This is a genomic window from Stenotrophomonas sp. YJH_SMC_21, assembly GCF_059369555.1.
On the sequence record NZ_JCAFSU010000003.1, the window covers coordinates 63,094 to 87,368 of the forward strand.

Annotated in this window: 24 protein-coding genes and 4 tRNA genes; 14 read left to right on the forward strand and 14 right to left on the reverse strand. The window is 66.8% G+C overall.

The genetic code is table 11. The features are described 5' to 3' along the window. Positions 1-14: 14 nt before the first annotated feature. The 7 genes from pgi to pcnB form a co-directional block, all read right to left on the reverse strand. On the reverse strand, positions 15-1,529 hold the full coding sequence (gene pgi / locus AC5P67_RS05755; protein WP_111118164.1) for a glucose-6-phosphate isomerase: 1,515 nt from the start codon (positions 1,527-1,529) through the stop codon (positions 15-17). Continuing rightward, positions 1,526-1,906 (reverse strand): aspartate 1-decarboxylase, encoded by a 381-nt coding sequence (gene panD / locus AC5P67_RS05760; RefSeq protein ID WP_005409061.1) that lies wholly within the window; start codon positions 1,904-1,906, stop codon positions 1,526-1,528. Before panD ends, pgi begins: the two co-directional genes overlap by 4 nt. 87 nt (positions 1,907-1,993) lie before the next feature. Further along, complete coding sequence (locus AC5P67_RS05765) at positions 1,994-2,491, reverse strand: hypothetical protein (protein WP_005409060.1); 498 nt, start codon at positions 2,489-2,491, stop codon at positions 1,994-1,996. Between the two features lie 66 nt (positions 2,492-2,557). Continuing rightward, positions 2,558-3,397: a pantoate--beta-alanine ligase gene (gene panC / locus AC5P67_RS05770; protein ID WP_005409059.1), complete on the reverse strand. Its 840-nt coding sequence runs from the start codon at positions 3,395-3,397 to the stop codon at positions 2,558-2,560. After that, positions 3,394-4,209, reverse strand: coding sequence for a 3-methyl-2-oxobutanoate hydroxymethyltransferase (gene panB, locus AC5P67_RS05775; RefSeq protein ID WP_005409058.1), 816 nt, complete (start codon positions 4,207-4,209; stop codon positions 3,394-3,396). The genes panC and panB overlap by 4 nt, the downstream gene beginning before the upstream one ends. Positions 4,210-4,243: 34 nt before the next feature. Next, positions 4,244-4,729, reverse strand: coding sequence for a 2-amino-4-hydroxy-6-hydroxymethyldihydropteridine diphosphokinase (gene folK / locus AC5P67_RS05780; protein ID WP_005409057.1), 486 nt, complete (start codon positions 4,727-4,729; stop codon positions 4,244-4,246). A gap of 3 nt (positions 4,730-4,732) precedes the next feature. Continuing rightward, the gene (pcnB, locus tag AC5P67_RS05785; RefSeq protein ID WP_032965757.1) at positions 4,733-6,112 is read right to left on the reverse strand and encodes a polynucleotide adenylyltransferase PcnB; all 1,380 of its coding nucleotides are present in this window, start codon (positions 6,110-6,112) and stop codon (positions 4,733-4,735) included. 52 nt (positions 6,113-6,164) lie between these two features. Between pcnB and AC5P67_RS05790 the strand changes: the two genes are divergently transcribed. Further along, positions 6,165-6,239: transfer RNA gene (locus AC5P67_RS05790), tRNA-Glu, on the forward strand. Positions 6,240-6,563: 324 nt separating this feature from the next. Here AC5P67_RS05790 and AC5P67_RS05795 read toward each other — a convergent pair. Beyond that, positions 6,564-7,988: a sugar porter family MFS transporter gene (locus AC5P67_RS05795; RefSeq protein WP_111118165.1), complete on the reverse strand. Its 1,425-nt coding sequence runs from the start codon at positions 7,986-7,988 to the stop codon at positions 6,564-6,566. A 192-nt stretch (positions 7,989-8,180) separates the two neighbouring features. On the opposite strand from AC5P67_RS05795, the gene fdxA reads away from it, so the two are divergent. Further along, entirely contained in the window at positions 8,181-8,504 is a 324-nt protein-coding gene (gene fdxA / locus AC5P67_RS05800) for a ferredoxin FdxA (protein WP_005409054.1), read from the forward strand. A 207-nt stretch (positions 8,505-8,711) separates the two neighbouring features. Here fdxA and AC5P67_RS05805 read toward each other — a convergent pair whose 3' ends face one another. Both AC5P67_RS05805 and dapA read right to left on the reverse strand, forming a co-directional pair. Then, entirely contained in the window at positions 8,712-9,227 is a 516-nt protein-coding gene (locus AC5P67_RS05805) for a hypothetical protein (RefSeq protein WP_005409053.1), read from the reverse strand. Positions 9,228-9,259: 32 nt separating this feature from the next. Further along, positions 9,260-10,153 carry a 4-hydroxy-tetrahydrodipicolinate synthase gene (gene dapA, locus AC5P67_RS05810; RefSeq protein ID WP_012479759.1) on the reverse strand — a complete coding sequence of 298 codons (894 nt, stop codon included), beginning with the start codon at positions 10,151-10,153 and terminating at the stop codon, positions 9,260-9,262. A 164-nt stretch (positions 10,154-10,317) separates the two neighbouring features. On the opposite strand from dapA, the gene AC5P67_RS05815 reads away from it, so the two are divergent. The 10 genes from AC5P67_RS05815 (at position 10,318) to AC5P67_RS05860 (ending at position 16,227) form a co-directional block, all read left to right on the forward strand. Beyond that, a complete protein-coding gene (locus AC5P67_RS05815) occupies positions 10,318-10,878 on the forward strand; it encodes a glycine cleavage system transcriptional repressor (protein ID WP_005409051.1) in 561 nt (186 codons plus the stop codon). A 92-nt stretch (positions 10,879-10,970) separates the two neighbouring features. Then, positions 10,971-11,450, forward strand: a complete 480-nt coding sequence (locus AC5P67_RS05820) for a peroxiredoxin (protein WP_005409050.1) — start codon at positions 10,971-10,973, stop codon at positions 11,448-11,450. Positions 11,451-11,534: 84 nt separating this feature from the next. Beyond that, positions 11,535-12,935, forward strand: coding sequence for a PhoH family protein (locus tag AC5P67_RS05825; protein WP_005409049.1), 1,401 nt, complete (start codon positions 11,535-11,537; stop codon positions 12,933-12,935). Next, positions 12,932-13,438 (forward strand): hypothetical protein, encoded by a 507-nt coding sequence (locus AC5P67_RS05830; RefSeq protein ID WP_100438391.1) that lies wholly within the window; start codon positions 12,932-12,934, stop codon positions 13,436-13,438. Before AC5P67_RS05825 ends, AC5P67_RS05830 begins: the two co-directional genes overlap by 4 nt. Before the next feature lie 12 nt (positions 13,439-13,450). After that, positions 13,451-14,119, forward strand: coding sequence for a YoaK family protein (locus AC5P67_RS05835; RefSeq protein WP_005409047.1), 669 nt, complete (start codon positions 13,451-13,453; stop codon positions 14,117-14,119). Positions 14,120-14,183: 64 nt separating this feature from the next. After that, positions 14,184-14,993 (forward strand): bifunctional hydroxymethylpyrimidine kinase/phosphomethylpyrimidine kinase, encoded by an 810-nt coding sequence (gene thiD, locus AC5P67_RS05840; protein WP_005409046.1) that lies wholly within the window; start codon positions 14,184-14,186, stop codon positions 14,991-14,993. Then, the gene (locus AC5P67_RS05845; RefSeq protein ID WP_099498280.1) at positions 14,990-15,916 is read left to right on the forward strand and encodes an alpha/beta hydrolase family protein; all 927 of its coding nucleotides are present in this window, start codon (positions 14,990-14,992) and stop codon (positions 15,914-15,916) included. The genes thiD and AC5P67_RS05845 overlap by 4 nt, the downstream gene beginning before the upstream one ends. Further along, positions 15,907-15,983, forward strand: a tRNA-Arg gene (locus tag AC5P67_RS05850). Before AC5P67_RS05845 ends, AC5P67_RS05850 begins: the two co-directional genes overlap by 10 nt. A 58-nt stretch (positions 15,984-16,041) precedes the next feature. After that, a tRNA-Arg gene (locus tag AC5P67_RS05855) sits at positions 16,042-16,118 on the forward strand. A gap of 32 nt (positions 16,119-16,150) precedes the next feature. Continuing rightward, positions 16,151-16,227: transfer RNA gene (locus AC5P67_RS05860), tRNA-Arg, on the forward strand. A 525-nt stretch (positions 16,228-16,752) separates the two neighbouring features. Here AC5P67_RS05860 and AC5P67_RS05865 read toward each other — a convergent pair. Then, positions 16,753-17,751: a LysR family transcriptional regulator gene (locus AC5P67_RS05865; protein WP_171968723.1), complete on the reverse strand. Its 999-nt coding sequence runs from the start codon at positions 17,749-17,751 to the stop codon at positions 16,753-16,755. A gap of 140 nt (positions 17,752-17,891) precedes the next feature. Here AC5P67_RS05865 and AC5P67_RS05870 point away from each other — a divergent pair, with 140 nt between their 5' ends. Further along, positions 17,892-18,593 carry a pirin family protein gene (locus AC5P67_RS05870; RefSeq protein WP_012479752.1) on the forward strand — a complete coding sequence of 234 codons (702 nt, stop codon included), beginning with the start codon at positions 17,892-17,894 and terminating at the stop codon, positions 18,591-18,593. A gap of 44 nt (positions 18,594-18,637) precedes the next feature. On the opposite strand, the gene AC5P67_RS05875 is transcribed toward AC5P67_RS05870, so the two are convergent. After that, positions 18,638-20,842 carry a TonB-dependent siderophore receptor gene (locus AC5P67_RS05875; protein WP_012479751.1) on the reverse strand — a complete coding sequence of 735 codons (2,205 nt, stop codon included), beginning with the start codon at positions 20,840-20,842 and terminating at the stop codon, positions 18,638-18,640. A gap of 131 nt (positions 20,843-20,973) precedes the next feature. Next, entirely contained in the window at positions 20,974-21,669 is a 696-nt protein-coding gene (locus tag AC5P67_RS05880) for an alpha/beta hydrolase (protein ID WP_062607615.1), read from the reverse strand. A gap of 184 nt (positions 21,670-21,853) precedes the next feature. Here AC5P67_RS05880 and AC5P67_RS05885 point away from each other — a divergent pair, with 184 nt between their 5' ends. After that, the gene (locus AC5P67_RS05885) at positions 21,854-22,993 is read left to right on the forward strand and encodes an MFS transporter (RefSeq protein WP_111196825.1); all 1,140 of its coding nucleotides are present in this window, start codon (positions 21,854-21,856) and stop codon (positions 22,991-22,993) included. A gap of 81 nt (positions 22,994-23,074) precedes the next feature. On the opposite strand, the gene AC5P67_RS05890 is transcribed toward AC5P67_RS05885, so the two are convergent. Further along, entirely contained in the window at positions 23,075-24,193 is a 1,119-nt protein-coding gene (locus AC5P67_RS05890) for an alpha/beta fold hydrolase (protein ID WP_005409039.1), read from the reverse strand. Positions 24,194-24,275: the final 82 nt, after the last annotated feature.

Consider the following 24,275-nt stretch of genomic DNA (forward strand, 5'->3'; position numbering starts at 1 on the left):
GCACTACCAGAGCCTCAGCGCTTCAGCTGCGCAAGGATCTCGCGGGTCATCGGGTCGGCAACGGCCACATCCTCGCCCTGCAGCGCCGGCAGCAGGCCGCTGGCCAGCTGCTTGCCCAGTTCGACACCGAACTGGTCGAAGGCGTTGATGTTCCAGATCACCGACTGCACGTACACGGCGTGTTCGTACATGGCGATCAGCGCACCCAGCGCCTGCGGGGTCAGCGCGTCGAGCAGGATCAGCGTGCTCGGGCGGCCGCCCGGGTAATCACGGTGCGGGTCGTCGCTGCTCTGGCCATTGGCCAGTGCTTCGGTCTGCGCCAGCAGATTGGCCAGCAGGGCCTGATGATTGATCGTGTAGGGATCGTCGTTGTGCACGCAGCCGATGAAGTCGGCCGGAACGATGCTGGTGCCCTGGTGCAGTGCCTGGAAGAAGCTGTGCTGCACATCGGTGCCCGCCCCGCCCCACCACACCGGCACGGTATCGGTGGTGACCGGCTGGCCATCACGCTGCACACGCTTGCCCAGGCTTTCCATCACCAGCTGCTGCAGGTAGGCCGGCAACAGCGCCAGGCGCTGGTCGTAGGTCATCACCGCATGCGTGGCATGGCCCAGCAGGTTGCGGTTCCAGATGTCGGTCAGCCCGTGCAGCACCGGCAGGTTGCGCTCCAGCGGCGCATCCAGCGCATGCGCATCCATCTGCGCAGCACCTTCCAGCAGCTGTTCAAAGCGCTCGAAGCCGATCGCCAGCGCGATCGGGAAACCGACCGCAGACCACAGCGAATAGCGGCCACCGACCCAATCCCACATGGGCAGCACACGATCGGCGGCGATGGCAAAGGCCTTGGCGGCACGTTCCGGATTGGCGCTGACCGCGTACAGGCGCTCGCTGCCGCCCAGCCAGTCGTGCAGGATCTGGCCGTTGAGCAGGGTTTCCTGCGTACCGAAGGTCTTGGAAATCAGGATGCCGGCGGTCTTGGCCGGATCCAGCGTGGCCAGCGTGCGCTGCATGGCGGCGCCGTCCACGTTCGACACGAAATGCACGCGCAGGCGCGCGCCGGTGACCGGGCGCAGCGCGTCGGCAACCAGGCGCGGGCCAAGGTCGGAACCACCGATACCGACACTGACCACATCGGTCACGCCACTGTCTTCCAGCGCGCGCACCAGCACGCCCATGCGCTGGCGGATCCCGCGCGCGGTGGCATAGGCCTCGGCCGCCACCGGCGCATCGACCACGTCGCCGCGCAGCGCGGTGTGCAGCGCCGCGCGACCTTCGGTCAGGTTGACCTGCTCGCCGCGGAACAGGCGGGTGATGGCACCGCCGACGTCACGGTCGGCCGCCAGCGCCAGCAACGCCTGCAGCGCCGCGGCATCGTATTTCTGCCGCGCAAAGTTGACGTACAACGGACCGACCCGCAGCGCCAGGTCCTGTACGCGGCCGGGTTCGGCGGCGAGCAGGCCGGGAATGCTTGCGCCCTTCAGGCGCTGGGCGTGGGAATGCAGGGAGTCGAATCCGTTGTTCGTTGTCATGCGGCCTGGGTCGGGATCGTGTCGTTGGTGTGGGTGATCTGGTTCTTGCCATCAACGTACACCAGCTTCGGCTTGAAGCTGTCGGCTTCCTGCTCGGTCATGCTGGCGAACGCGGCAATGATGATGATGTCACCGACCTGCACGTGGCGCGCGGCGCCACCGTTGAGCGAGACAACGCCGCTGCCGGCTTCGGCGCGGATGGCATAGGTCGAGAAACGCGCACCGTTGGTCACGTCCCAGATGTGCACCTGCTCGAACTCGCGGATGCCGGTGGCCGCCAGCAGGTTGTCGTCGATGGCGATCGAGCCTTCGTAGTTCAGCTCGGAATGGGTGACGGTGGCGCGGTGGATCTTGGTCTTGAGCAGGGACAGGTGCATGGGGGCGCTGCAACGGCAAAGGAAAGAGAGGATTCTAGCACCCGCTTGGCCGTCGTCAGGGGGCTGCCGCAGGACGCTGAAGGCCGTTCAGGCGCCCTCGCCCGGCGGCGGCGCCGTGGCATTGACGGCACCGCCCTGCAGTGACAGCCTGAACACCGTATGGAAGGTCAGCCCGGAGGCCAGGCCCAGGCCCCCTGCAGCCAACACTGTCAGCCCATAGCTGATCACATCGAATGTATCCACATAGCGCAGGCGCTGCAGCAGCGGCCCATGGATCGCGCCCGGCCACTCATGGATGGCCATGGCCAGCGCGCCCAGAGCAGACCCTGCAAGCACGAAGCGGGTCCGGCGCAGGGGCCACCGAGACCGCAGGAGCAACGCCATCGGCAGGAACACCGCGATGGCGACGCAGACGCCCAGCCCGAACATCAGTCCACCGCCGGTGAGCGCGGGCATCGGCGTGCGCCTGAATTCGAGCGCGAACAACAGGCCGCCAAACAGCTGCGCCGGCAGCATGCCGGCAGCCAGCACGGCCAGGATCAACGCCTGCGCAAGCCGACCAGCGTCAGTGGAGGGTGTCTTCATTGCCGTTCTCCCGTCCATGGGAAGGTGCGAGGCGCCCATTGTGGGCGCCCCCGGGCCGCATGCGGCTCAGAACTCCAGGTTGTCGATCAGGCGGGTGGAGCCCAGGCGCGCGGCGATCAGCGCTACGCGGCCACCGCCATCGAACGTCGGCTCGGCCAGCTCCGGGGTGCGCAGCACCGCATAGTCGACCTGGAAACCGGCCGCCTGCAATGCCGCCGTGGCGTCGGCCTCGATGCGATCACGCGCCTGCCCGGCCACGTAGCCTTCGCGCATGCCCAGCAGGGTGCGGTGGATGGTGGTCGCGACCGGGCGCTGTTCGGCGCTCAGGTACTGGTTCCGCGAACTCTTGGCCAGACCATCCTCGTCGCGCACGATGTCCGCGCCGACGATCTGGATCGGGAACGACAGCTCAGCCACCATCTGCCGGATCACCGCCAGCTGCTGGTAGTCCTTGCGGCCGAACACGGCCACGTCCGGCTGCACCTGCAGGAACAGGCGCGCCACCACCGTGCAGACGCCATCGAAGTGGCCCGGGCGGCTGGCACCTTCCAGCACCTCGCTCACGCCGGGCGCGTGCATCTGCGTGGTCTTGTCCACGCCCAGCGGGTACATGGCCTCGACGCTGGGCAGCCACACCGCATCGCAGCCGACCTGCTCAAGCCCGGCCACATCGGCCTCGGGCGTACGCGGATAGCGACTGAAATCCTCGTTCGGCCCGAACTGGGTCGGGTTGACGAAGATGCTTGCCACCACCTTGTCGGCGTACTGGCGGGCCAGGGTCACCAGCGAATGATGGCCACCGTGAAGGTTGCCCATGGTGGGCACCAGCGCCACGCGCAGGCCCTCGCGCTTCCACTGGGCGATCTGCCCGCGCAATGCGCCGAGCTCGTTGAAGGTCTGGATCATGAGGCGTAAGCGTGCTGTTCGTCGGGGAAGCTGCCGTCGCGCACGGCGTCGGCGTAGGCGCGGGTGGCACCGGCCACCGAACCGCCTTCGGCAAGGAAATCCTTGACGAACTTGGGGCGGCGATGGCCACTGTCCAGGCCGAGGAAATCGTGCAGCACCAGCACCTGGCCGTCGCACTGCGGGCCGGCACCGATGCCGATGGTCGGCACCTCCACCGCAGCGGTCACCTCGGCGGCAACCGGGGTCGGCACGCACTCAAGCACCATGATGCTGGCGCCGGCAGCGGCCACGGCCCTGGCATCTTCCACCAGCTGGCGCGCGGCATCGCCGCGGCCCTGGATCTTGAAGCCGCCCAGGCGCAGCACCGACTGCGGGGTCAGGCCCAGATGCGCACAGACCGGAATCTCACGCTCAACCAGGTAGCGGATGATGTCGACCTTGAAGCCGGCACCTTCGATCTTGACCATCTCGGCACCGGCCTGCAGCAGCTGCAGCGAAGCATCCAGCGCGCGCTCCGGAGTGGCATCGGCACCGAACGGCAGGTCGGCCACCAGCAGCGCGCGCTGCAGCACACGGGCCACGGCGCGGGTGTGGTAGACCATGTCGGCCACGGTCACCGGCAGGGTCGAATCATGGCCCTGCACGACCATGCCCAGCGAATCGCCGATCAGGATCAGGTCGACACCATTGGCATCGAAGGTGCGGGCAAAGCCAGCGTCGTAGGCGGTCAACATGACCAGCTTCTGGCCATTGCGCTTGGCCTCGGCCAGGGCGGGAACGGTCCAGGGCTTGCTGTCTGCGTGGGTGCTCATGTGCTGATAACCGGGGGAGATAACCCGGGCATTATCACCCTATCGGCGCGATCCCGCAGGCATCCACCCGCATCACTGCATCCCGCACGCGGCCATGCCCGGGGATGGCCAGATCCGGCGCGATTTCGGCCAGCGGCACCAGCACGAAGGCACGCTCGTGCATGTAGGGGTGCGGCACCTGCAGGCCGGGCTGGTCGAGCACCTGCGCGCCATACAGCAGCAGGTCCAGGTCCAGCGCGCGCGGCCCCCAGTGCACCGCCGGATCGCGCACGCGACCAAAGCGCTGCTCCAGCGCCAGCATCGCCTGCAGCAGTTCATCGGCTGCCAGTGACGTTTCGACCGCGGCCACCGCGTTGACGAACGGTGGCTGGTCTTCATTGCCCCAGGCCGGCGTTGCGTACAGGCGCGAGGCCTGCAGCACGCGGGTCCCAGGCAGGCCGTCCAGCGCAGTGATCGCCGCGCCGACAGTCGTGGCCGCATCGCCGAGGTTGGCGCCGAGGCCGATCCACGCTGGCATCATTGCTTATTCGCCAGCTGCACCGGCCGAGGCCCCCGGGCGGCGGCGACGACGGCGACGCTTGCGCGGTGCTCCGTTCTCGTCATCGCCCTCTTCGCTGTGCATCGCGTCCAGCGACGATTCCAGCTCGCGGCCCGACTGGGCCTGTGCCTCGCGCCAGAATTCAACATCGGCAGCGTGCTCGGCCGAGGCCACCTGGCGCAGGCTGAGGAAGTCGAACGCGGCGCGGAAGCGCGGATGGGTGAGCGTGCGGAACACGCGCTTGCGCTGGCGCGAGCTGAAACGCGACTGCAGCAGCCAGATTTCCTGCATCGGCAGCGAGAAGCGGCGCGGCAGCGCGATGGTGCTCAGCTGCTGCACGGTGACGCGGTCGGCGGCACGACGCTGCGCCTCTTCCGGCGCCACGCCCTGCTTGAGCAGGGTCGCCTGGGCGCGGCAGAACGCCGGCCACAGCAGCAGCGCGAACAGGAACGCCGGCGAGACCGGCTCGTCGTTGGCCACGCGGGCATCGGTATTGGCCAGGCCCTCTACCAGCATGCGGCGCAGCGCGCCGGTGCGGTTGGACTTCAACGCCCTGGCGCTTTCCGGGAACAGCACGTCGAGCAGACCGTAGCGCTCCAGGCCTTCGAAGCTGGCCACGCCGTGCCCGGACAGGAACAGCTTCAGCACTTCCTCGAACAGGCGTGCCGGCGCGGCTTCGTTGAGCAGGCCAGCCAGCTGCGGGATCGGCGCGGCGGTGCCCTCTTCGATCTGGAAGCCGAGCTTGGCCGCCAGGCGCACGGCGCGCAGCATGCGCACCGGGTCTTCCTGGTAGCGCTGTACCGGGTCGCCGATGAGCTTCATCAGGCGCGCCTGCACGTCTTCGAAGCCACCGGTGTAGTCACGCACCGAGAAGTCCTCGATGGCGTAGTACAGGGCGTTGCAGGTGAAGTCGCGGCGGACGGCGTCGTCTTCGATGGTGCCGTACACGTTGTCGCGCACAAGCATGCCGTTTTCCATCTCGCGGTCGCCACTGCCGTCATCGCTGTTGGCGCGGAAGGTGGCGACTTCGATGATCTCGCGGCCGAACACAACGTGGGCGAGGCGGAAACGGCGGCCGATCAGGCGGCAGTTGCGGAACAGCTGCTTGACCTGTTCGGGCGTGGCGTCGGTGGCCACGTCGAAATCCTTGGGTTGGCCATTGACCAGCAGGTCGCGCACCGCGCCGCCGACAAGGTAGGCGCCGAAGCCGGCATCGCGCAGGCGATAAAGCACGCGCAGGGCGTTCGGGCTGATGTCCTTGCGGGAGATCGTGTGCTGGTCGCGCGGGATGACGCGCAGGCTGAACGGTGATGTAGCAGAGGAAATGATGTTGGCGCTTCCGGTTGAAGTTTCGGGATTGCCCAATGGCATCGAGGTGCATATACTAGCGCTCCTGCCTCGGCAGCGACACAGTTACGCTCCCTTCGTCTAGTGGTTAGGACGTGGCCCTCTCAAGGCTAAAACAGGGGTTCGAGTCCCCTAGGGAGCGCCAGTCGCTGCAGCAGGAACCGAAAAAGCCCGCCTTGTGCGGGCTTTTCTGTTTTCCGGGCCTGCAATCGGCTTGAGCCGGTGGGGTCACCCAGGGCAGGACACGCCGTAAACCCATCCATGGGGGCTCGATGGCGCCATCCATGGCGCCAACGGTCCTGCCCTGGGTGACCCCACCGGCTCTGGACGGTTTCCCGCGAGCTGCGGCAACAACCGGCCAGCGCTTCGCCGCATCCGCACGCACCATGAACTGTCAGGAGGGGGCAGGCCGCCCTCTCACACTCTGGACAAGCAGGCGCCAACGGAACGCAACCGAAGCCAGTCGCCGTCAGCCTTCCATCTGCTCCAGCTCCTTGCCCTTGGTCTCGCGTACGTAGCGGACCACGAAGACGATCGAGAGGATCGCCGCGACCGCGTAGATGCCATAGGCGCCGGCCAGGCCGATGCCGGCCAGCAGCATCGGGAAGGTCACGGTGATCGCGAAGTTCGAGGTCCATTGCGCCGCACCCGCCACCGCCAGCGCCGGGCCGCGGATCTGGTTGGGGAACATCTCGCCCAGCATCACCCACATCACCGGGCCCCAGGACATGTTGAAGAACACCACGTAGACGTTGGCCGCGACCAGTGCCAGCCGGCCCATGCCGTCGGACAGCTGCAGGCGACCGTCGGCCAGGCTGCCACTGGCGAACGCGACCACCATCAGCACCAGCGCCACCGACATGCCGACCGAGCCGATCCACAGCAGCGGCCTGCGCCCGATGCGGTCGATCAACAGCACCGTCAGCAGGCAGGCACCGATGCTCAGCCCACCGGACAGCACGTTGATCAACAGCGCGTCGCTTTCCGAAAAGCCGACCGCCTGCCACAGCACTGCGCCGTAGTAGAACACCACGTTGATGCCGACCAGCTGCTGGAACATGGCCAGGCCAATACCCACCCACAGGATCGGCCGCAGCTTGCCGCTGACCGTGTCGCGCAGGTCGCTGAAGCGCGGCTTGTGCTGGTCCTGGGCCAGGCTGGTTTCGATCTCGGCCTGCTTGGCCGCCGCCGCGGTATCACCGTACAGCCGCGCGAGCACCGCCCTCGCCTGCCCCTGGCGGCCTTTCAGCACCAGGAAGCGCGGGCTTTCCGGAATCACCAGCAGCAACAGCAGGAACAGCGCGGAGGGCAGCGCCTGCATCCAGAACATCCATCGCCACGCCTCATGGCCCAGCCACAGCGGCTCGGTCGACGCCCCGGCGGCGCGGGCCAGCAGGTAGTTGCTGAGGAACGCCGCGAACAGGCCGCAGATGATCGCCATCTGCTGCACTGTGGCCAGGCGCCCGCGATAGCGCGCCGAGGCCACCTCGGCGATGTAGGCCGGCGACATCACGCTGGCCGCCCCTACTGCAAAGCCGCCCAGCACGCGGGCCGCGATGAACAGCCACGAGGCGTGGGCGGCGCCGGCGCCCAGCGCCGAAACCAGGAACATCAGCGCCGACACGATCAGGACACCGCGGCGTCCCAGGCGGTCGCCCAGCCAGCCGGCCAGGAACGCACCGATCGCGCAGCCCAGCAGCATCGAGGCGACTTCGAAACCGAGCGCCGCCTCGCTGGAGTTGAAGGCCTGACGCAGGCCATCGACGGTGCCATTGATGACACCACTGTCGAAGCCGAACAGGAATCCACCGAGCGTGGCCACGCAGCTGATCAGGACGATGAATGCAGTGTTCTCACCGCCATGGAGTGCGATGCTGGGCTGGGCTGGTGACATTGACGATCCTGCTGGGAAGGGGGCCGGCCACCCGACGCAGCCGGCTGACCCGCAGCGTCGCACAGGCCCCGCCCTGCCGCCAATGACTGCCACGGCCGCGCCTGCCAGACGCCCGATTTCCGCCCCGCGCCGACAGCGGGGGCCAACCTGTTCTAGAATTGGCGGGTTCAGGAATCGATCCACCCCCAGCCCATGCCCTTTGTCGTCACCGAAAACTGCATCAAGTGCAAACACACCGATTGCGTGGAAGTGTGCCCCGTGGATTGCTTCCACGAAGGCCCGAACTTCCTGGTGATCGACCCGGATGAGTGCATCGACTGCACCCTCTGCGAGCCGGAGTGCCCGGTCAATGCGATCTTCCCGGAGGACGATGTCCCCGCCGGCCAGGAAGGCTTCGTCGCCCTCAACGCCGAGCTGGCGAAGGAGTGGCCGGTGCTGACCGTGCGCAAGGACCCCCCCGCCGACGCCGGCGAATGGGATGGCAAGCCGGACAAGCTGAAGCTGCTGGAGCGCTGAGAAGCGCCCACGGCGGCAACGAAAAGGGCGCCCACGGGCGCCCTTTTCTGTTTTCCGGTGAACGCCAACCGCAAGATCCGGCATGCCAGCCTTGCGATCCGGTATGCCAACCTCGCGATCCGGTATGCCAACCCTGCGATCCGGTAGGTGCCAACCTTGGTTGGCACAGAAGCGCCGACCAAGGTCAGTCTCTACCAGAGGCAGCCCTTACTGGGCCAGCTTCGCCTTCAGCGCGGCGATCAGCTTCACCGGCGCTTCGGCGGTGGCCGGCAGGCCACGCGGGTCGACCGCGGAGATGTAGGCGCCGGCATCGACGGCGACCACGCGGACCAGGAAGTTGCTGCCTTCGTAGGCCACGTCATACGAGCCGAGCAGCTGGGCGCGGCTGGCGATGGTCACGCCCTCCACGCCTTCCAGCGCGGTACCGACCTTGGCGAAGGCTTCATCCTTGCCACCGGCAATGGTGAAACCGGTATTGCCAACGGCCGGAGCCGCGGCCGCCGGTGCTGCCGGCTTGGTGGCCGACACCAGCGCCGGCACCTTGTTGTCACCGGTGGTGGCCGGCAGGTTGAGGTCCGGCGGCACTTCCAGCGGACGCATTTCCGGGGCCAGGGCGTAGTCGCCCTTGACGCCACGCTTGAAGCAGCCGGTGGTACCGGCGGCAACGGCCACCGCAAGCAGGGCGTAGGACAGCACGCGGACAGTGGAAACGGATTGACGCATGTGAATCTCCTGGGTCAGACCAAGACGGAAGGTCAGTGGCTGGAAAGGGCTTCAAGGGCGGCGATGTCGCCGGCAAGATGGTCGGCGGCCGCGTGGTGCGACGCCGACAGCGGCAGCAGCGGCAGGCGCAGGTCATGGCCGATGCCGATACGGCGCAGCAGCGCCTTGACCGGAATCGGGTTCGGTTCAACACCGCAGAAATCATGGAACGGCTGCAGGCGCGCATCCCAGGACTCGGTGGCTTCGTGGTCATGGGCGGCGGCCAGCTCGCACATGCGGCGGTAGGCGCCGGGCAGCACATTGGAGCCGACCGAGATCAGGCCGTCGATACCGGCCCGGATCGAACGCGCGGCCGTACCGTCGTCGCCGCTGAGCACGGCGAACTGCGGGCTGCGCAGTGCGAGCAGCGCCTGCACCCGGCCGGTGTCGCCCACCGCCTCCTTGATGCCGACGATGTTGGGATGGCTGGCCAGTTCGGCCACGGTCTCCGGCTGCATGTCGCAACCGGTACGGCCGGGCACGTTGTACAGCACGACCGGCAACCCGCCCTGGTCGGCGACCGCACGATAATGGGCAATCAGGCCGGCCTGGGTCGGCCTCACGTAAGGCGGGGTGACCACCAGTGCATGGCTGGCGCCAAGCGCGGCCGCACGACGGGTCTGTTCGATGGTTTTGGCGGTACCGGACAGGCCGGTGCCGGCCATGACCGGGATGCGGCCGCCAATGCGTTCGACCGCGCTGGCCAGCAGCAGGTCGTACTCGGCATCGGTGAGGGTTGCCGCTTCGCCGGTCGAGCCGGCAACGACAACGCCATGGACGCCACCTTCCAGTTGCAGGTGCAGCAGGCGCTGCCAACCGTCGGGATCGAGGGCGCCGTCGGCCCGGAACGGGGTCGCCAGCGCGGTGATGAGGCCGGAAAGGGACAAGGACGTGCTGCTCTTGGCTGGAAAGGGAAAACGCCCGCCACGAAAGGCCGGGGGCGACCTGAATGTTACTTGCGGCGCGAAAGCACGGGCAAGTATGCTGGACACCGGTGGATCCCCGCCTCTGGCGGGCATTCAGACTAACGCATGCATTACCCGGAATCGCCTTGACCGACACCACCCCGCGCCCCGCGCCGAGCGAAAACCACCTCCTGATCAACGCCTATACGACGCATCCGGAGTCCCCCCTGCTGTCCGTCACCCGCCGCATCGCCGACAGCGGCTGCAATCTGGTGGACGCACGCCTGGCCACGGTCGGCCGCGATGTCTCGGTCACCGCCCTGGCCACCGGCTCCTGGGACTCGGTGGCCAAGCTGGAGGCGATGCTGACCCGGCTGGAGCGCGAGGAAGGCCTGAAGCTGGTCTGGTACCGCACCGCGGCCAAGCAGGCGCAGTCCAACCTGCTGCCGTACATTGTCGAAGTGATCGCCGCCGACAAGCCGGGCATCCTGTTCCAGCTGGCCGATTTCTTCGACCGCCAGGGCATCACCATCGAGAACCTGCAGAGCACGCGCTACCGCGCCATGCAGACCGGTGCGGAAATGTTCAGTGCACAGGTCACCATCGGCGTGCCGGCCAACATGCACATCGCCGCGCTGCGCGACGATTTCCTTGAGTTCTGCGACCACCTGAACCTGGACGCGATCATGGACCCGATGAAATTCTGATTGGGAGTGCGGATTTTTCGCGCGCCTCTCACGGGCGCGTGGCGTTTCATGCAATTGTCGTAGAAACAACCCAGGCTCGACAGAAGGACCTCATGAACAACGGCGATACCCTGGACAGCACCACCCTCTCCCTGCCGCTGGCGCTGTCCGGTGGCAACCAGGCCACTCTCGGCGACTATGCCGGCCAGTGGCTGGTGCTGTACTTCTACCCCAAGGACAGCACTCCCGGCTGCACCACCGAAGGCATCGACTTCAACGCCCTGCTGCCGAAGTTCAAGAAGGCCGGCGCGGTCGTGCTCGGCGTCTCTCGCGACTCGGTGAAGTCGCACGACAACTTCTGTGCCAAGCAGGGCTTCAACTTCCCGCTGGTCAGCGATGGCGACGAAGCGCTGTGCAGCGCCTTCGACGTGATCAAGATGAAGAACATGTACGGCAAGCAGGTACGTGGCGTCGAACGCAGCACCTTCCTGATTTCCCCCGACAGCCGCATCGTGCAGTCCTGGCGCAAGGTCAAGGTTGCCGGCCATGCCGATGCCGTTCTCGCCGAACTGAAGGCCTCCCAGTCCAAGTGAGTCCCACTGCCTACTGTGTCTGCCATCACCCTGCCCCGCAGCAGGCCGTGGTGGTTTTTCCCTGTCCGTAACCAGGAATCGACGATGACCCGAGGCAAGCGCATCTACGTGCTGGATACCAACGTGCTGATGCACGATCCGACCGCGCTGTTCAAATTCGAGGAGCACGACATCTACCTGCCCATGCAGGTGATCGAGGAGCTGGACAACGGCAAGAAGGGCACCTCCGAAGCGAGCCGCAACGCCCGCCAGGTGAGCCGCTTCCTCAACGAGCTGGTGCAGGAATCCGGCCTGGACAACCTGGCCGACGGCATTCCGCTGCAGCGCCCCAACGGCCTGCAGCTGCGCGGCAAGCAGAGCGCCGGCAAGCTGCGCTTCCAGACCAGCCACTTCGACGCGGGCAAGAGCTTTGGCAAGGTCATTCCCGACAATGCCATCCTTGGCGCGATCCTGGCGCTGAAGGAAGAAACGCCGGACCTGCCGGTGGTGTTCGTTTCCAAGGACATCAACCTGCGGATCAAGGCCGCCATCGCCGGCATCGTGTCCGAGGACTACGAAAACGACCGCGCGCTGGACGATTTCAGCCTCCTCTACACCGGCGCCACCGAGCTGCCGGAAGACTTCTGGAAGCGCCACGGTGACGACCTGCGCAGCTGGAGCGACAAGGGCCGCAGCCATTACGAAATCCAGGCGCAGGACGGCGAGGAGTGGTACCCGAACCAGTACGTCTACCTGCCCGGCGAAGACGAAGTCGAACTGCGCGTCAGCCGCGTGGTCGGCGACGGCAAGGTAGTGCTGTCGCTGGTCGATGATTTCCGCCACGGCAGCCACGCCGTCTGGGGTATCAGTGCGCGCAACCGCGAGCAGAACTTCGCGCTCAACGCACTGATGGATCCGGAGATCGACTTCGTCACCCTGCTGGGTACCGCCGGTACCGGCAAGACCCTGCTGGCACTGGCCGCCGGCCTGGCGCAGACGATGGACCAGCAGCGCTACCGCGAGATCATCATGACCCGCGCCACGGTCAGCGTCGGCGAGGACATCGGTTTCCTGCCGGGTACCGAGGAGGAGAAGATGACGCCGTGGATGGGCGCGCTGACCGACAACCTGGAAGTGCTCACGCACAACCAGGAAGGCGGCACCTGGGGTCGCCAGGCCACCAACGACCTGCTGGCCAGCCGCATCAAGATCCGCTCGATGAACTTCATGCGCGGCCGTACCTTCCTGTCGCGCTACCTGATCCTGGACGAGGCGCAGAACCTCACCCCGAAGCAGATGAAGACGCTGATCACCCGTGCCGGCCCCGGCACCAAGATCGTCTGCCTGGGCAACGTCGAGCAGATCGACACCCCGTACCTGACCGAGACCACCTCGGGCCTGACCTACGCGGTGGATCGTTTCAAGAACTGGCCGCATAGTGCGCACATCACCCTGCGCCGAGGCGAACGCTCGCGCCTGGCCGATTACGCTTCGGAGGTGTTGTGAACCGCTGCACCCGCCTGCTGCTGCCCACGGCCGCGATCACCCTCGCAGCCACCCTGGGCGCCTGCACCACCATTCGCGGCCCGACCAGCGTGCCGACCGCCGAGCGCACCGGACAGTCCTGGGTGGTCACCCGCCCGATCATCGCCGCGCAGGTGCTCGACACCTGCTCGCGCACCAGCCCCGGCCGCGAGGCCGGGCGGGTGTCGGGGTACTGGGCGCCCAGCCGGCAGCAGATCGACCAGCTGGAGGCGAAGCTGTCGTCGCTGGAAGCGCAGGTGCCGAAGGTGCTGGACTTCGACCGCCAGTACGTCGGCATCGAAAGCACCGGCAAGCGGCTGATCTACATCAACGCCTTCCACCTGCCCGACGACAGCGGCATCAATCCGGCCCGCGAAGCGATCCGCGTCTGCGATGGCGGCGCGCAGTTCTGGGGCGCGGTGTTCGACCCGGCCAGCAACACCTTCAGCGAGCTGCAGTTCAACGGCGGCTTCGGCGGGCCCTGAGGGGCCCCGCCGATGGGAATACGCCTGCCCACCTGGGTCTGGATCGGCGCGGTCGCGCTCTCGTGCGTGGCCGGCATGGTCAACGTGGTCGGCTTCCTCGGTTTCGAGCACCAGGCGGTCAGCCACATGACCGGCAGTACCAGCCAGTTGGGCATGGCGCTGGCGCAGGGGGATTGGCGCGCCGTCGGGCACCTGTGGGGGCTGCTGATCGCGTTCTCGCTGGGCGCGATGCTCAGCGGCCTGCTGATCCAGGACAGCGCCCTGCAGCTGGGCCGGCGCTATGGCGTGGCACTGGCGCTGGAATCGGCGCTGCTGCTGGTGGCCATTCCGCTCTTTGAACAACACCAGATCTGGGGCGCGCTGGCCGCCGCCATGGCCTGCGGCCTGCAGAACGCGATGGCCACCACCTTCAGTGGCGCAGTGGTGCGCACCACCCACCTCAGCGGCATGTTCACCGACCTCGGCATCGGCCTCGGCCACCTGCTGCGTGGGCTGCCGCTGCAGGTACGGCGGCTGACCCTCAGCGGCCTGATCATCAGCGGCTTCCTCGCCGGCGGCGTCCTCGGCGCCTGGCTGTTCATGCGCTGGCAGTACGACGCCCTGCTCGCCCCCGCCCTGCTGACTGGCCTGACCGGGCTGGGTTATGTGCTGTACCAGCAATGGGCGCGTTGGCGGTATTGAATCAAGGACATCCACGCATGGCGTGGATCTACCTTCCCCTGCGGGACCACGGCACAATCAACCGATGAGCCCGACCACTCCCGTTTCCGCCCTCACCATCGCCGGCTCCGACTCCGGCGGTGGCGCCGGCATCCAGGCTGACCTCAAGGCCTTCGCCGCACACCGCGTGCATGGCCTTTCCGCGATTGCTGCACTGACCGCGCAGAACACCCGCGGCGTCATCGCCGTGCACGTGCCACCCATCGAGTTCCTGCGCGCGCAGCTGGATGCCTGCTTCGACGACTTCGACATCCACGCGGTGAAGCTGGGGATGCTGGCCAACGCCGAAGTGATCCATGCCGTCGCTGATGCACTCGAAAAGCACCGCCCGCCACACGTGGTACTGGACCCGGTGATGGTCGCCACCAGTGGGGCACGCCTGCTGGAAGACAGCGCATTGCAGGCCATGCGTGAGCGCCTGATCCCGCTGGCCACGCTGATCACCCCCAATACGCCGGAAGCAGAACTGCTGGTCGGCCGGAAGATCAGCAACGGCGAAGACGCAGAACAGGCCGCCTCGGCCCTGCTCGACCTCGGTGCCGGCGCAGTGCTGCTCAAGGGTGGCCACCTGCATGAGGGCAATCGCGTGATCGATCGCTACTTCGACGGCGTCAGCAGCGAAGAATTCATCCACGCGCGCCTGCCGCTGGACGCACATGGCACCGGCTGCACGCTGGCCTCGGCCATCGCCGCGCAGCTGTGCAATGGCCTGAGCCTGGCCAACGCCTGCGAAGCCGGTATCGACTACGTTGCACGCGGCCTGCAGCAGGGCTATGCCCCCGGCCGCAGCGAGGTGCTGGTGCTCGACCACTTCGGCGCGGCACCCCACGCATGAGCCCGACGCCGAGCGTCCTTGCCGTGCAGTGCGACGACGGCCATCGCTTCGAGGTGATCGCCTGCGTGCCCGCACAGCCCATCGCACGCCTGCTGTGGCTGCCGGCACTGGGCGTGGCCGCGCGCCACTACCTGCCACTGGCTTTGGCGCTGGCGGCGAAGGGCGTGGCGGTCTACCTGCACGAGTGGCGCGGCAACGGCAGCAGTTCGCTGCGCCCATCGCGCACGCAGGACTGGGGCTATCGCGAGGTACTCGAACAGGATCTGCCGACCAGCCAGGCCGTCCTGGCCGCAGCGGATGACGAAGGCGACGCCCTGCCCTGGATCATCGGCGGCCATAGCCTGGGCGGGCAGCTGGCCTGCGTGCATGCCGGCCGCAACCCGCAGCACTTCAACCGGCTGTGGCTGGCCGCCAGCGGCTCACCGTTCTGGCGCGGATTCCCACCACCGCGTGGCTGGCTGCTGCCGCTGGTCTACCGCTTCCTGCCGTGGATCGCACAGCGCCAGGGCGTGCTGCATGGCCGTCGCCTCGGCTTTGGTGGCACCGAAGCGCGCGGACTGATTGCCGACTGGGCACGCGTCGGCCTGAACAACCATTACGCCGCCGTCGGCATGGACGAAGACCTCGATGCGCAGATGGCGCGTGTGCATGGCAGCGCACAGGCGGTGCTGATGGAGCACGACTGGTTGGCCCCCACCGGATCGATGCAGACGCTGCTGGCGAAGCTGCCGAATGTGGACGCGCAGCTGCGCGTGCTGTCCGCGCAGGAACTGGGCACGCGCGCCGATCATTTCGCGTGGCTGAAGGCCCCTGATGCCGTGGCTGACAGCTTTTTCATTCAGTTGGATGAAAATTTTCACAAAACTGTTGACGGTACGCGCCGACATCCGCATAATTCCGCTCCTGTCGCAGGGCGCCCGTAGCTCAGTTGGATAGAGTACCTGGCTACGAACCAGGCGGTCGGGAGTTCGAATCTCTCCGGGCGCACCACTCGACAGGTTTCCAGCATCCGCCGCTGGAAATGCAGTAAAATTTGATTGTGTACCGCGCGCCCGTAGCTCAGTTGGATAGAGTACCTGGCTACGAACCAGGCGGTCGGGAGTTCGAATCTCTCCGGGCGCACCATACACAGTCAGCACAACAAGTTCATGTAATTGGCGCCCGTAGCTCAGTTGGATAGAGTACCTGGCTACGAACCAGGCGGTCGGGAGTTCGAATCTCTCCGGGCGCACCATTACACCGAAACAGCAGGCCTCGGCCTGCTGTTTTTTTATGTGTGTTTTTCGGCAGGGCTGCGCCCTGCACCCTGGTAGTGCCGGCCGCTGGCCGGCAACCTCAACGGCCACGGCAAAAGCTGGCATTCCGTGGGATGGCGGGGCGGTGTCGGAGTGCGGGGACGCCGCAAGTACGTCCATGTAGGCTTGGCAGCCGCATCCATGCGGCTGACACCCCGCACTCCGACACCGCCCCACCTCTGACAGATTTCCGCGATCTGATGGATCCACGCCATGCGTGGATGAATCTCCATCGAGTTCGAACATTTCGACAATTGATCGAAGAGCATCCACGCATGGCGTGGATCTACCGTGTCGACCAAGGTCGACACCTACCAGAGCAGTACGCCGTTCCGACAGATCGCGGAAACTGTCGAAGGCGGGGTGGGTCCGGTTGCGGGAGTGTCCGCGGCATGGATGCCGCGGCCAAGCCCCCAAGGACGGGTTTACGGCGTCTCCCGCAACCGGACCCACCCCGCCATCCCTCAGGAAACCAGCTTCTGCTGTTGCTGTTGCTGTTGCTCTGGATCGTAGCGGGTGCAGGGCGCAGCCCTGCCAAACCCCTCCCCCCTGGCCATTGCCTGCCACCACTGCGACAGCAGCTCCGGCCTGCGCAGGCGCTCGCGCCACCAGCGCAGTGCGGCGCCATCCTCTCCGGTGCGCCAGGCCAGCCAGAAGGTCTCTTCCGGCTTGTGTTCCTCCACCTCACGGATCACCAGCTGGCCGCGCGCCACCGCAGCGCGCGCACACGGTTCGGGCAGGAAACCGAATCCCACGCCTTCGCACTGCAGCTTCAGTTTGCTGGCCATGTCCGGCACCGTCAGCATCTCCTGCCCCATCAACAAGCCGACCGTGCGCGGCAGCAGCCTGCGCGCGGAATCAGAGACCGCGATCGCGCAGTGCTCGACCAGCTGCTCGCGACCCAGCACACCCGGCACTGCGGCCAACGGATGACCGGGCGCGACCGCGAACACGAACTCCACCGTGCCCAGCGGCTCGACCACGTAACCACCGCCACTGGGGCCCTCACCCGGCGCGCCGACCAGCAGGTCGGCACGGCGGTCCAGCAGGGCCTCCCAGGTGCCGGACAGGGCCTCGCCGATCAATCGCAGCCGGGTCGGTGCCTCGGCCTCACGAAACGCGGCGATATCCGGGCCGAGCAGCCAGGTCGGGAACACCGAATCCACCGCCAGCGTCAGTTCGGTCTCCCAGCCCGACGCCACCCGGCGCACCCGCAGTTCCAGCTCGCGGGCGGCGCGCAGCAGGTGCCGGCCCTCGTCCAGCAGCGCGCGGCCGGCCTCGGTCGGTTCGGCGCGCGGGCCGACCCGGTCGAACAGCTGAACACCCAGGTCCTCCTCCAGCTTGGCCACGGTGTAGGAGATGGTCGAGGGCACTTTGTGCAGGGCCTTGCCGGCGCCGGCAAACGAGCCGCGGCGGTCGATGGCATCCAGGATCTGCAGGGCATCGAGGCTGAGCTTGAGCATTCGAATTTTTCGATGATGGACGTCAAAACTATCCGTTTTTCAAACCCCGGGCGCAAGCGGATACTTCTCTCCAACGGGGAAACACAGCGGCTACTGGCCCACCCCGCCCCATCGAAACCATCGAACAAGGAGATTCCATCATGCTGCAGATCCGCAAGAGCGCTACCCGTGGCCTGGCCGAGCATGGCTGGCTGTCCTCGCGCCATACCTTCTCCTTCGCCAACTACTACGACCCGCGCTACGTCAGCTTCGGCCCGCTGCGGGTGATCAACGAAGACAAGGTGATCGGCGGCCAGGGCTTCGGCACCCACGGCCACAGCAACATGGAAATCATCTCCTACGTGCTGGGCGGTGCGCTGGAACACAAGGACTCGATGGGCACCGGCTCGGTGCTGCGTTACGGCGACGTGCAGCGCATGAGCGCCGGCAGCGGCGTCACCCACAGCGAGTTCAACCATTCCGCCGACGATACCGTGCACTTCCTGCAGATCTGGATCTTCCCGGACACCGAGAACATCACGCCGTCGTACGAGGAGACCCACTTCGCACCGGAGACCAAGCGCGGCCAGCTGCGCCTGATCGCTTCGCCGGACGGTGCCGACGGTTCGCTGCGCATCCACCAGGATGCCCGCATCTTCGCCACCATCCTCGATGGCGGCCAGAAGCTGCACCATGCGCTTGGCAACGGTCGTGGCGCCTATGTGCAGGTGGCCCGTGGGCAGCTGCAGGTCAACGGCATCACCCTGGAAGCCGGTGATGCGCTGCAGGTCAGCGACGAAGCCCAGCTGACGCTGGAAAACGGCAACGATGCCGAAGTGCTGGTGTTCGACCTGCCGCTGTAACCACATCGCCCGCGATGCTGCAGAGCATCGCGGGCGCATCTGCGTCAGAACCTGTAATTCAAGCTCAACCGCACGTTGCGCGGCTCACCCCAGGTGTAGGTGCTGTACCAGTTGAAGATCGTGTAGTAACGCTTGTCGAGCAGGTTGTTGACGTTGACCGTGGCCGACAGGCGATCGTTGAACTGGTAGCGCGCCATCGCATCGAGCAACCAGTACGGCTGCGTGCGATGCACCACCTTGGCCCGCGTGGCCGGGTTGGTGATCTCGCCGAAAGTCGAATCCTGCCAGCGTGCGCCACCACCCAGCGTCAGCGCCTGCCAGGCGCCACGCAGACGGTAGCGGGTGTGCAGGCTGAACTGGTTCTCCGGTTCCAGCGTGGTCACCTTGGTGCCCGCCTGGCGGGCAATCTTGTGGGAGAACCCACCCTGCACCTGCCAGCCCTCGGCCAGCTGACCCGACATTTCAAGCTCGTAACCCTTGGTGCGCACGCCCATCAAGGCGCGGTAGGCATCCTGGCCATCCGGTGTCTTGCCGCCGGTGGGCTGGGCGAAGTTGTCCTGATCAAGCTGGAACAGCGCCGCACTGGCATTGAGGCGTCCATCGAAGAACTCAGCCTTCAGGCCAACCTCGTAGCTGCGGCCCTCCAGTGGATCCAGTGCCTTGCCCTGCTCGTCACGCTCGCCCTGCGGCTTGAAGATGGTGCTGTAGCTGGCATACACCGAGTAATGCTCGCCGAGGTCGTAGACCACGCCGGCATAGGGCACATGGACGCCGGTCTCTCGCGTGTCCGGCGAGCGGTAACTGGCCAGGCGGCTGCCGACGATCAGCTTCAACGGATCGGCCAGATCGAAGCGGCCAACCACGTACAGCCCATTCTCGCGGGTCACTTCATTGTTGTCATAGGTGCGCTGCCACTGCGGTTCGGCAATGTCGCCATTCCAGGTCCTGTAGTCCGGCACGGTATCCGGGAACCCCGCCTGCGGGCCGTAGCCGGTATTGGTCCAGCGCTTGCGCGAGGCACTGCCACCGACCACCAGCTCATGCTCTCGCCCGAACAGGCCGAAACGCCCGCTCACATAGAAGTCGGCGGCATTGCTGACGGTCTTGCCAACGTACTTGCCGAGCCACAGGCTGACGCCCTCGCCGGTCAACGGATCAGGATTGCCGGCGGCGGCACCGGCCAATGCGGCGTCATAGCCGTTGACCTGGTGGTTGAGCTGCAGCTTGGCAATCCAATCGTTGGCGAACGTGTGCTCCAACGTGGTGAAACCGGTACGCACGTACTGGCGCCAGCCGGCCCATTGCGCACCATTGTTGAACGAGCGCGGCATGCGGTTGAAGTTGCCGGCGCTGTCCAGCAGCGGAATGCCGCCCCACGTCGACCCCTTCGGGTCGCTGTCCATCACGTCGCCACCGACCGACAGCAGCGTGCGATCGCCCAGATCGGCTTCCACCACGGCATAGCCGACCTTGCTGGTGCGCTGGTAGTTGTCCAGGTTGGAGCGCTTGTCTTCCCAGGCACCCACGGCACGGCCACGCACGCGGCCATCGGCAGTCAGCGGGCCACCCACATCAAGCTCGGCGCGGTAGTCGTCCCAGCGGCCGACACCCAGTGAAGCACTGCCGGCGAAGTCCTTGCCCGGCTTCTTGCGCACCAGGTTGATGGTCGCACCCGGATCGCCCATGCCGGTCAGCAGGCCGGTCGCGCCCTTGAGCACTTCGATGCGGTCGTAGATGGCGGTATCGCTGAGCGTGTTGCCGGCGGAGTACGCCGAATTGCGCGACATCGGAATGCCGTCGTACTGGAAGTTCTGGATCGCGAAGCCGCGCGCGTAGTACTCGGTGCGTTCGCTGTCGTAGGTGACGATGCTGATGCCGGGGGTCACCCGCATCACGTCGTCGATGCCGTGCAGGCCGAAGTCATCCATCTGTGCGCGGGTGATCACGCTGATGGTCTGCGGGGTCTGCCGTGGCGTCAGCACCAGGCGGGTCGCGGTGGCAATGGTGCCGGGCGTATAGGCGCCGCTGCCCTCGGTGATGGTACCGAGCAGGTTGGCGGTGACCTGCACGGTCTGCAGGGTCTGTGATGCAGGCGCCTGCGAATCCTTGGCTGGATCCGTACTGGACTGCGCAGCAGCAATACCGCTGCTGCCCAGTGCAGCGATCAGCAAACCCCGGGCCAGCGCCTGCGGCAACGCGCGGCGACGCGGCAAGGGGGACGGCGTATGGACAACAGGCACAGACAGCACGGCGGGACCTCCACGATAGGGTGGGATCCTCTGGCGGCGGCTGGAGGGAAGAGAGGGACGCGGCCGGACAGCCGCGGCGCAGGAGTGTACTCCCCTGCGCCGCGGCTGTCGTGCGGAGCGCTGGCGCGGAATCAGCCGGCGATGGCGGCGCAGGCCTCCAGGATCAGCGCGGTCACTTCCTTCGGCTGCGAAGCCAGCGAGGCATGGCTCGCATCCAGCTCCAGCAGGCGCCTGGGCTGCATCCTTGCGGCCATGGCCTTCTGGTTTTCCGGCGCGATCATGCGGTCCTGGCGGGACAGCTGGTACCAGCTCGGCATGTGCTTCCACGCCGGGTCGCTGACCGCATCACCGAAGGTGCTGGCCAGCGGTGCCTTCTGGGTAACGGCCATCACCCGGCCTTCGTCCTCGCTCAGATCCTGGCAGAAGCTCTCATGGAACTTGTCCGCACGCAGCCACAGGTAGCCATCACTGTCAGGTGCCAGGTTCGGTGCCGCCTCCGGCAGGTGCTGCTGGGTGATGCCACCGGGACTCTCGCCGGCATCGGGCGCGAACGCGGCGATGTAGACTAGGCCCTTCACGTTGGGTTCGTTACCGGCCTGGCTGATCACCGCGCCACCATAGGAGTGGCCGACCAGCAGCACCGGCCCGTCGATCTGCCGGATCATTTTCCGGGTGCGCCCTGCGTCGTCGGCCAGCGAGGTCAGCGGCAGTTCCACCGCCTGCACACGGTCGTGGCCGTTGCGATGCAGTTCCAGGATCACCTTGGCCCAGTGTGCGGCCCCGCCCCAGAAGCCATGGACGAGGAGGATGGTCGGTGTCGTGCTCATGTACAGGTCTCCGGCAGCGGCCGGCGGAATGCAGACCGTGCAGCCACTGTCCGCGCGTGGCGTTAATCGCTGGTGACGCAATCGGGTCACTGCAATCGTATGCGTCGCCCGATGTCGCGCATGGCACTTGCCGAGTCAGTCTGAAATCGTTTTCATGACTGTTCCCTGGAGCTTCGCATCGCGCATGACGCCTTCATCCCCCCGTGCCCAGCAGCACGCCACCCGCGCCGCCTTCTTCATTCCCGGATTCGCCACCGCCGCATGGGCGCCGATGGTGCCCTACGCCAAGGCCAAGGCCGGGCTGTCCGACGCCAGCCTCGGCGCCGTGCTGCTGTGCCTTGGGCTCGGCTCGCTGCTGGCGATGCCGTTGGCGGGCGCGCTGACCGGGCGGCTGGGCTGCCGCCGGGTGATGGTGATCACCTGCGCGATGATGCTGTGCGCCCTGCCCTTGCTGGTGCTGGCGCCCTCGCCGGTGGCGCTGGGTGCGGCGCTGTTCGTGTTCGGCGCCGGCGTCGGTGCGCTGGATTGTGCGATGAACATGCAGGCGGTCGCGGTCGAGCGCGACGCCGGGCGCGCGATGATGTCCGGCTTCCACGCCTTCTACAGCATCGGTGGCTTCGTCGGCGCCGGCTGCATGACCGGCCTGCTGATCCTGGGTACACCGCTGTGGCTGGCCGCGCTGGTTTCGGTGGCGGCACTGCTGCTGGTCGCGGTGCTGTCGGCGCCGCACTGGCGCCCGCAACGGATCCTGCACGACGGCCCACTGCTGGCGCTGCCGCACGGCGTGGTGCTGTTCATCGGCGTGCTGGCCTTCGTGGTGTTCCTCGCCGAGGGCTCGATGCTGGACTGGAGCGCGGTGTTCCTGGCCGAAGTGCGGCAGGTGCCGCGTGACCAGGCTGGCGCCGGCTTCGCGCTGTTCACCCTGGCAATGACCGCGATGCGCCTGTTCGGCGACGGCATCGTCGAGCGCCTCGGCCGCACCCGCACCCTGGTCTTCGGCGGCATCACCGCCGCAGCAGGTTTCACCCTGGCCACGCTGGTACCCTCGTTCCCGGTGGCGCTGGCGGGCTATGTGCTGGTCGGGCTGGGCTGCGCCAACATCGTGCCGGCACTGTTCTCAATGGCCGGCCAGCAGCGGGTGATGCCGGAGAGCATCGCAATCACCGCAGTCACCACGCTGGGTTACGCCGGCATCCTCGCCGGCCCGGCAGCGATCGGTGCACTGGCACACGCCACCAGCCTCGGCTTCGCCTTCCTGTGCGTGGCCGCGCTGCTGCTGGGCGTCGCGGCGTCTGCCCACTCGCTGGCACGACGCGTGGCCTGACAGAAAAAGGGGACGGAGGGGATTAAGTCGTTTCTGGTCCAACTGTGCGGGAAACGACTTAATTCCCTCCGTCCCCTTTTTTCAGCGGTGGGCCAGCCACTCGGCCTGGGCCGGCAGCTGTGGGGCCGGGCAGGCGCTCTTCGGGTGGTGTTCGTCGCGCGCCATCCAGTCATCGACCACGCCGGCCAGCAGGTCCAGCCGCAGCGGCAGGGTGATGTGGTCCTCGCCGCGCATCTCGATGTAGTGCGCGCGCGGGTTGGCCTGGGCCAGTTCGCGGCCCTGGCTGACCGGAATGTGCTGGTCGCCCTGGCCGTGCAGCAGCAGCACGCAGGCGCGGGTATCGGCCAGCGCGCGCGCTACATCCACGCGGTCCAGATCGACGTCGATACGGCGGCTGGCGGCGGCGATCACCTGGTTGATGTCCTGGCCGCCGTAGCGCCAGCGCGCGTACGACGCCATCGCCTGCGCCTTCAGGCCTTCCGGCTGCAGTCCCATCAGGTGTGGAATCATCGTGCGGATCGCCACACCGGCATTGGCGAACGACTCCATCGCCACCACCCCTTCCACCTGGTCGCCGAGCTTGTCGGCGGTGAATACCGCTGTGGCGGCGCCATAGGACACGCCGAACAGGTACAGCGGGCCGGTTACTTCACCACGCGCGCGCAGCTCGCCGATCACATCCACCACATCGTCGGATTCATAGGTGCCATAGCCCGACGGCCCGGTACCGGACTGTCCATGGTTGCGCAGGTCAAGCGTGACCACGCGGTAGCCGGATTCGGCCAACTGCAACGACCACGGCAGCATCGAATCACCGTTCATCATCCAGCCGTGCAGCAGCACCACGGTACCGCGCGGTGCCTGCGCGCGGAACGGCTGCGGTACTGCCAGGCTCAGGCCGGTATCCAGCGGCAGGCCGTTCTCGTGGCGCTGCGGCAGGTAGTGGTAACGCGCGCCGTAATCGCCAGGATCGAACACACGCCAGAAGATCGGCACGCCATCGCGGCCCGGCGCGAAGCCGTGGCGATTGGGCAGTTCGGCAATGGCCGCAGCAATACGCGGACGATCGAGCAGGGTCGATACGCCACCCGGCGCGATCAGCCGATCGGCAAGCGAGGTGGACGAGGCATTGATCGAGGACGAGCATGCAGCCAGCCACAGGCCGGCGCACGCCAGCAACAACAGCAGCAGGCGCTTCATGGGCGATCGGGGAAAAGGTGCGACTGCGTGGCAGGTTAGCGACGCGCGCGTGGGCCATCTATCGCGCATGGATGACGGCTTG

Excerpts from the sequence above, each read along its gene's own strand:
- pgi (WP_111118164.1), bottom strand. The coding sequence starts at position 1,529 with ATGACAACGAACAACGGATTCGACTCCCTGCATTCCCACGCCCAGCGC.
- AC5P67_RS05835 (WP_005409047.1), top strand. The coding sequence starts at position 13,451 with ATGGGAATACGCCTGCCCACCTGGGTCTGGATCGGCGCGGTCGCGCTC.
- panB (WP_005409058.1), bottom strand. The coding sequence starts at position 4,209 with ATGAGCACCCACGCAGACAGCAAGCCCTGGACCGTTCCCGCCCTGGCC.
- AC5P67_RS05765 (WP_005409060.1), bottom strand. The coding sequence starts at position 2,491 with ATGAAGACACCCTCCACTGACGCTGGTCGGCTTGCGCAGGCGTTGATC.
- AC5P67_RS05880 (WP_062607615.1), bottom strand. The coding sequence starts at position 21,669 with ATGAGCACGACACCGACCATCCTCCTCGTCCATGGCTTCTGGGGCGGG.
- AC5P67_RS05795 (WP_111118165.1), bottom strand. The coding sequence starts at position 7,988 with ATGTCACCAGCCCAGCCCAGCATCGCACTCCATGGCGGTGAGAACACT.
- AC5P67_RS05845 (WP_099498280.1), top strand. The coding sequence starts at position 14,990 with ATGAGCCCGACGCCGAGCGTCCTTGCCGTGCAGTGCGACGACGGCCAT.
- folK (WP_005409057.1), bottom strand. The coding sequence starts at position 4,729 with ATGATGCCAGCGTGGATCGGCCTCGGCGCCAACCTCGGCGATGCGGCC.
- AC5P67_RS05865 (WP_171968723.1), bottom strand. The coding sequence starts at position 17,751 with ATGCTCAAGCTCAGCCTCGATGCCCTGCAGATCCTGGATGCCATCGAC.
- panC (WP_005409059.1), bottom strand. The coding sequence starts at position 3,397 with ATGATCCAGACCTTCAACGAGCTCGGCGCATTGCGCGGGCAGATCGCC.
- panD (WP_005409061.1), bottom strand. The coding sequence starts at position 1,906 with ATGCACCTGTCCCTGCTCAAGACCAAGATCCACCGCGCCACCGTCACC.
- thiD (WP_005409046.1), top strand. The coding sequence starts at position 14,184 with ATGAGCCCGACCACTCCCGTTTCCGCCCTCACCATCGCCGGCTCCGAC.
- AC5P67_RS05820 (WP_005409050.1), top strand. The coding sequence starts at position 10,971 with ATGAACAACGGCGATACCCTGGACAGCACCACCCTCTCCCTGCCGCTG.
- fdxA (WP_005409054.1), top strand. The coding sequence starts at position 8,181 with ATGCCCTTTGTCGTCACCGAAAACTGCATCAAGTGCAAACACACCGAT.
- AC5P67_RS05890 (WP_005409039.1), bottom strand. The coding sequence starts at position 24,193 with ATGAAGCGCCTGCTGCTGTTGTTGCTGGCGTGCGCCGGCCTGTGGCTG.
- AC5P67_RS05825 (WP_005409049.1), top strand. The coding sequence starts at position 11,535 with ATGACCCGAGGCAAGCGCATCTACGTGCTGGATACCAACGTGCTGATG.
- AC5P67_RS05885 (WP_111196825.1), top strand. The coding sequence starts at position 21,854 with ATGACGCCTTCATCCCCCCGTGCCCAGCAGCACGCCACCCGCGCCGCC.
- AC5P67_RS05805 (WP_005409053.1), bottom strand. The coding sequence starts at position 9,227 with ATGCGTCAATCCGTTTCCACTGTCCGCGTGCTGTCCTACGCCCTGCTT.
- AC5P67_RS05870 (WP_012479752.1), top strand. The coding sequence starts at position 17,892 with ATGCTGCAGATCCGCAAGAGCGCTACCCGTGGCCTGGCCGAGCATGGC.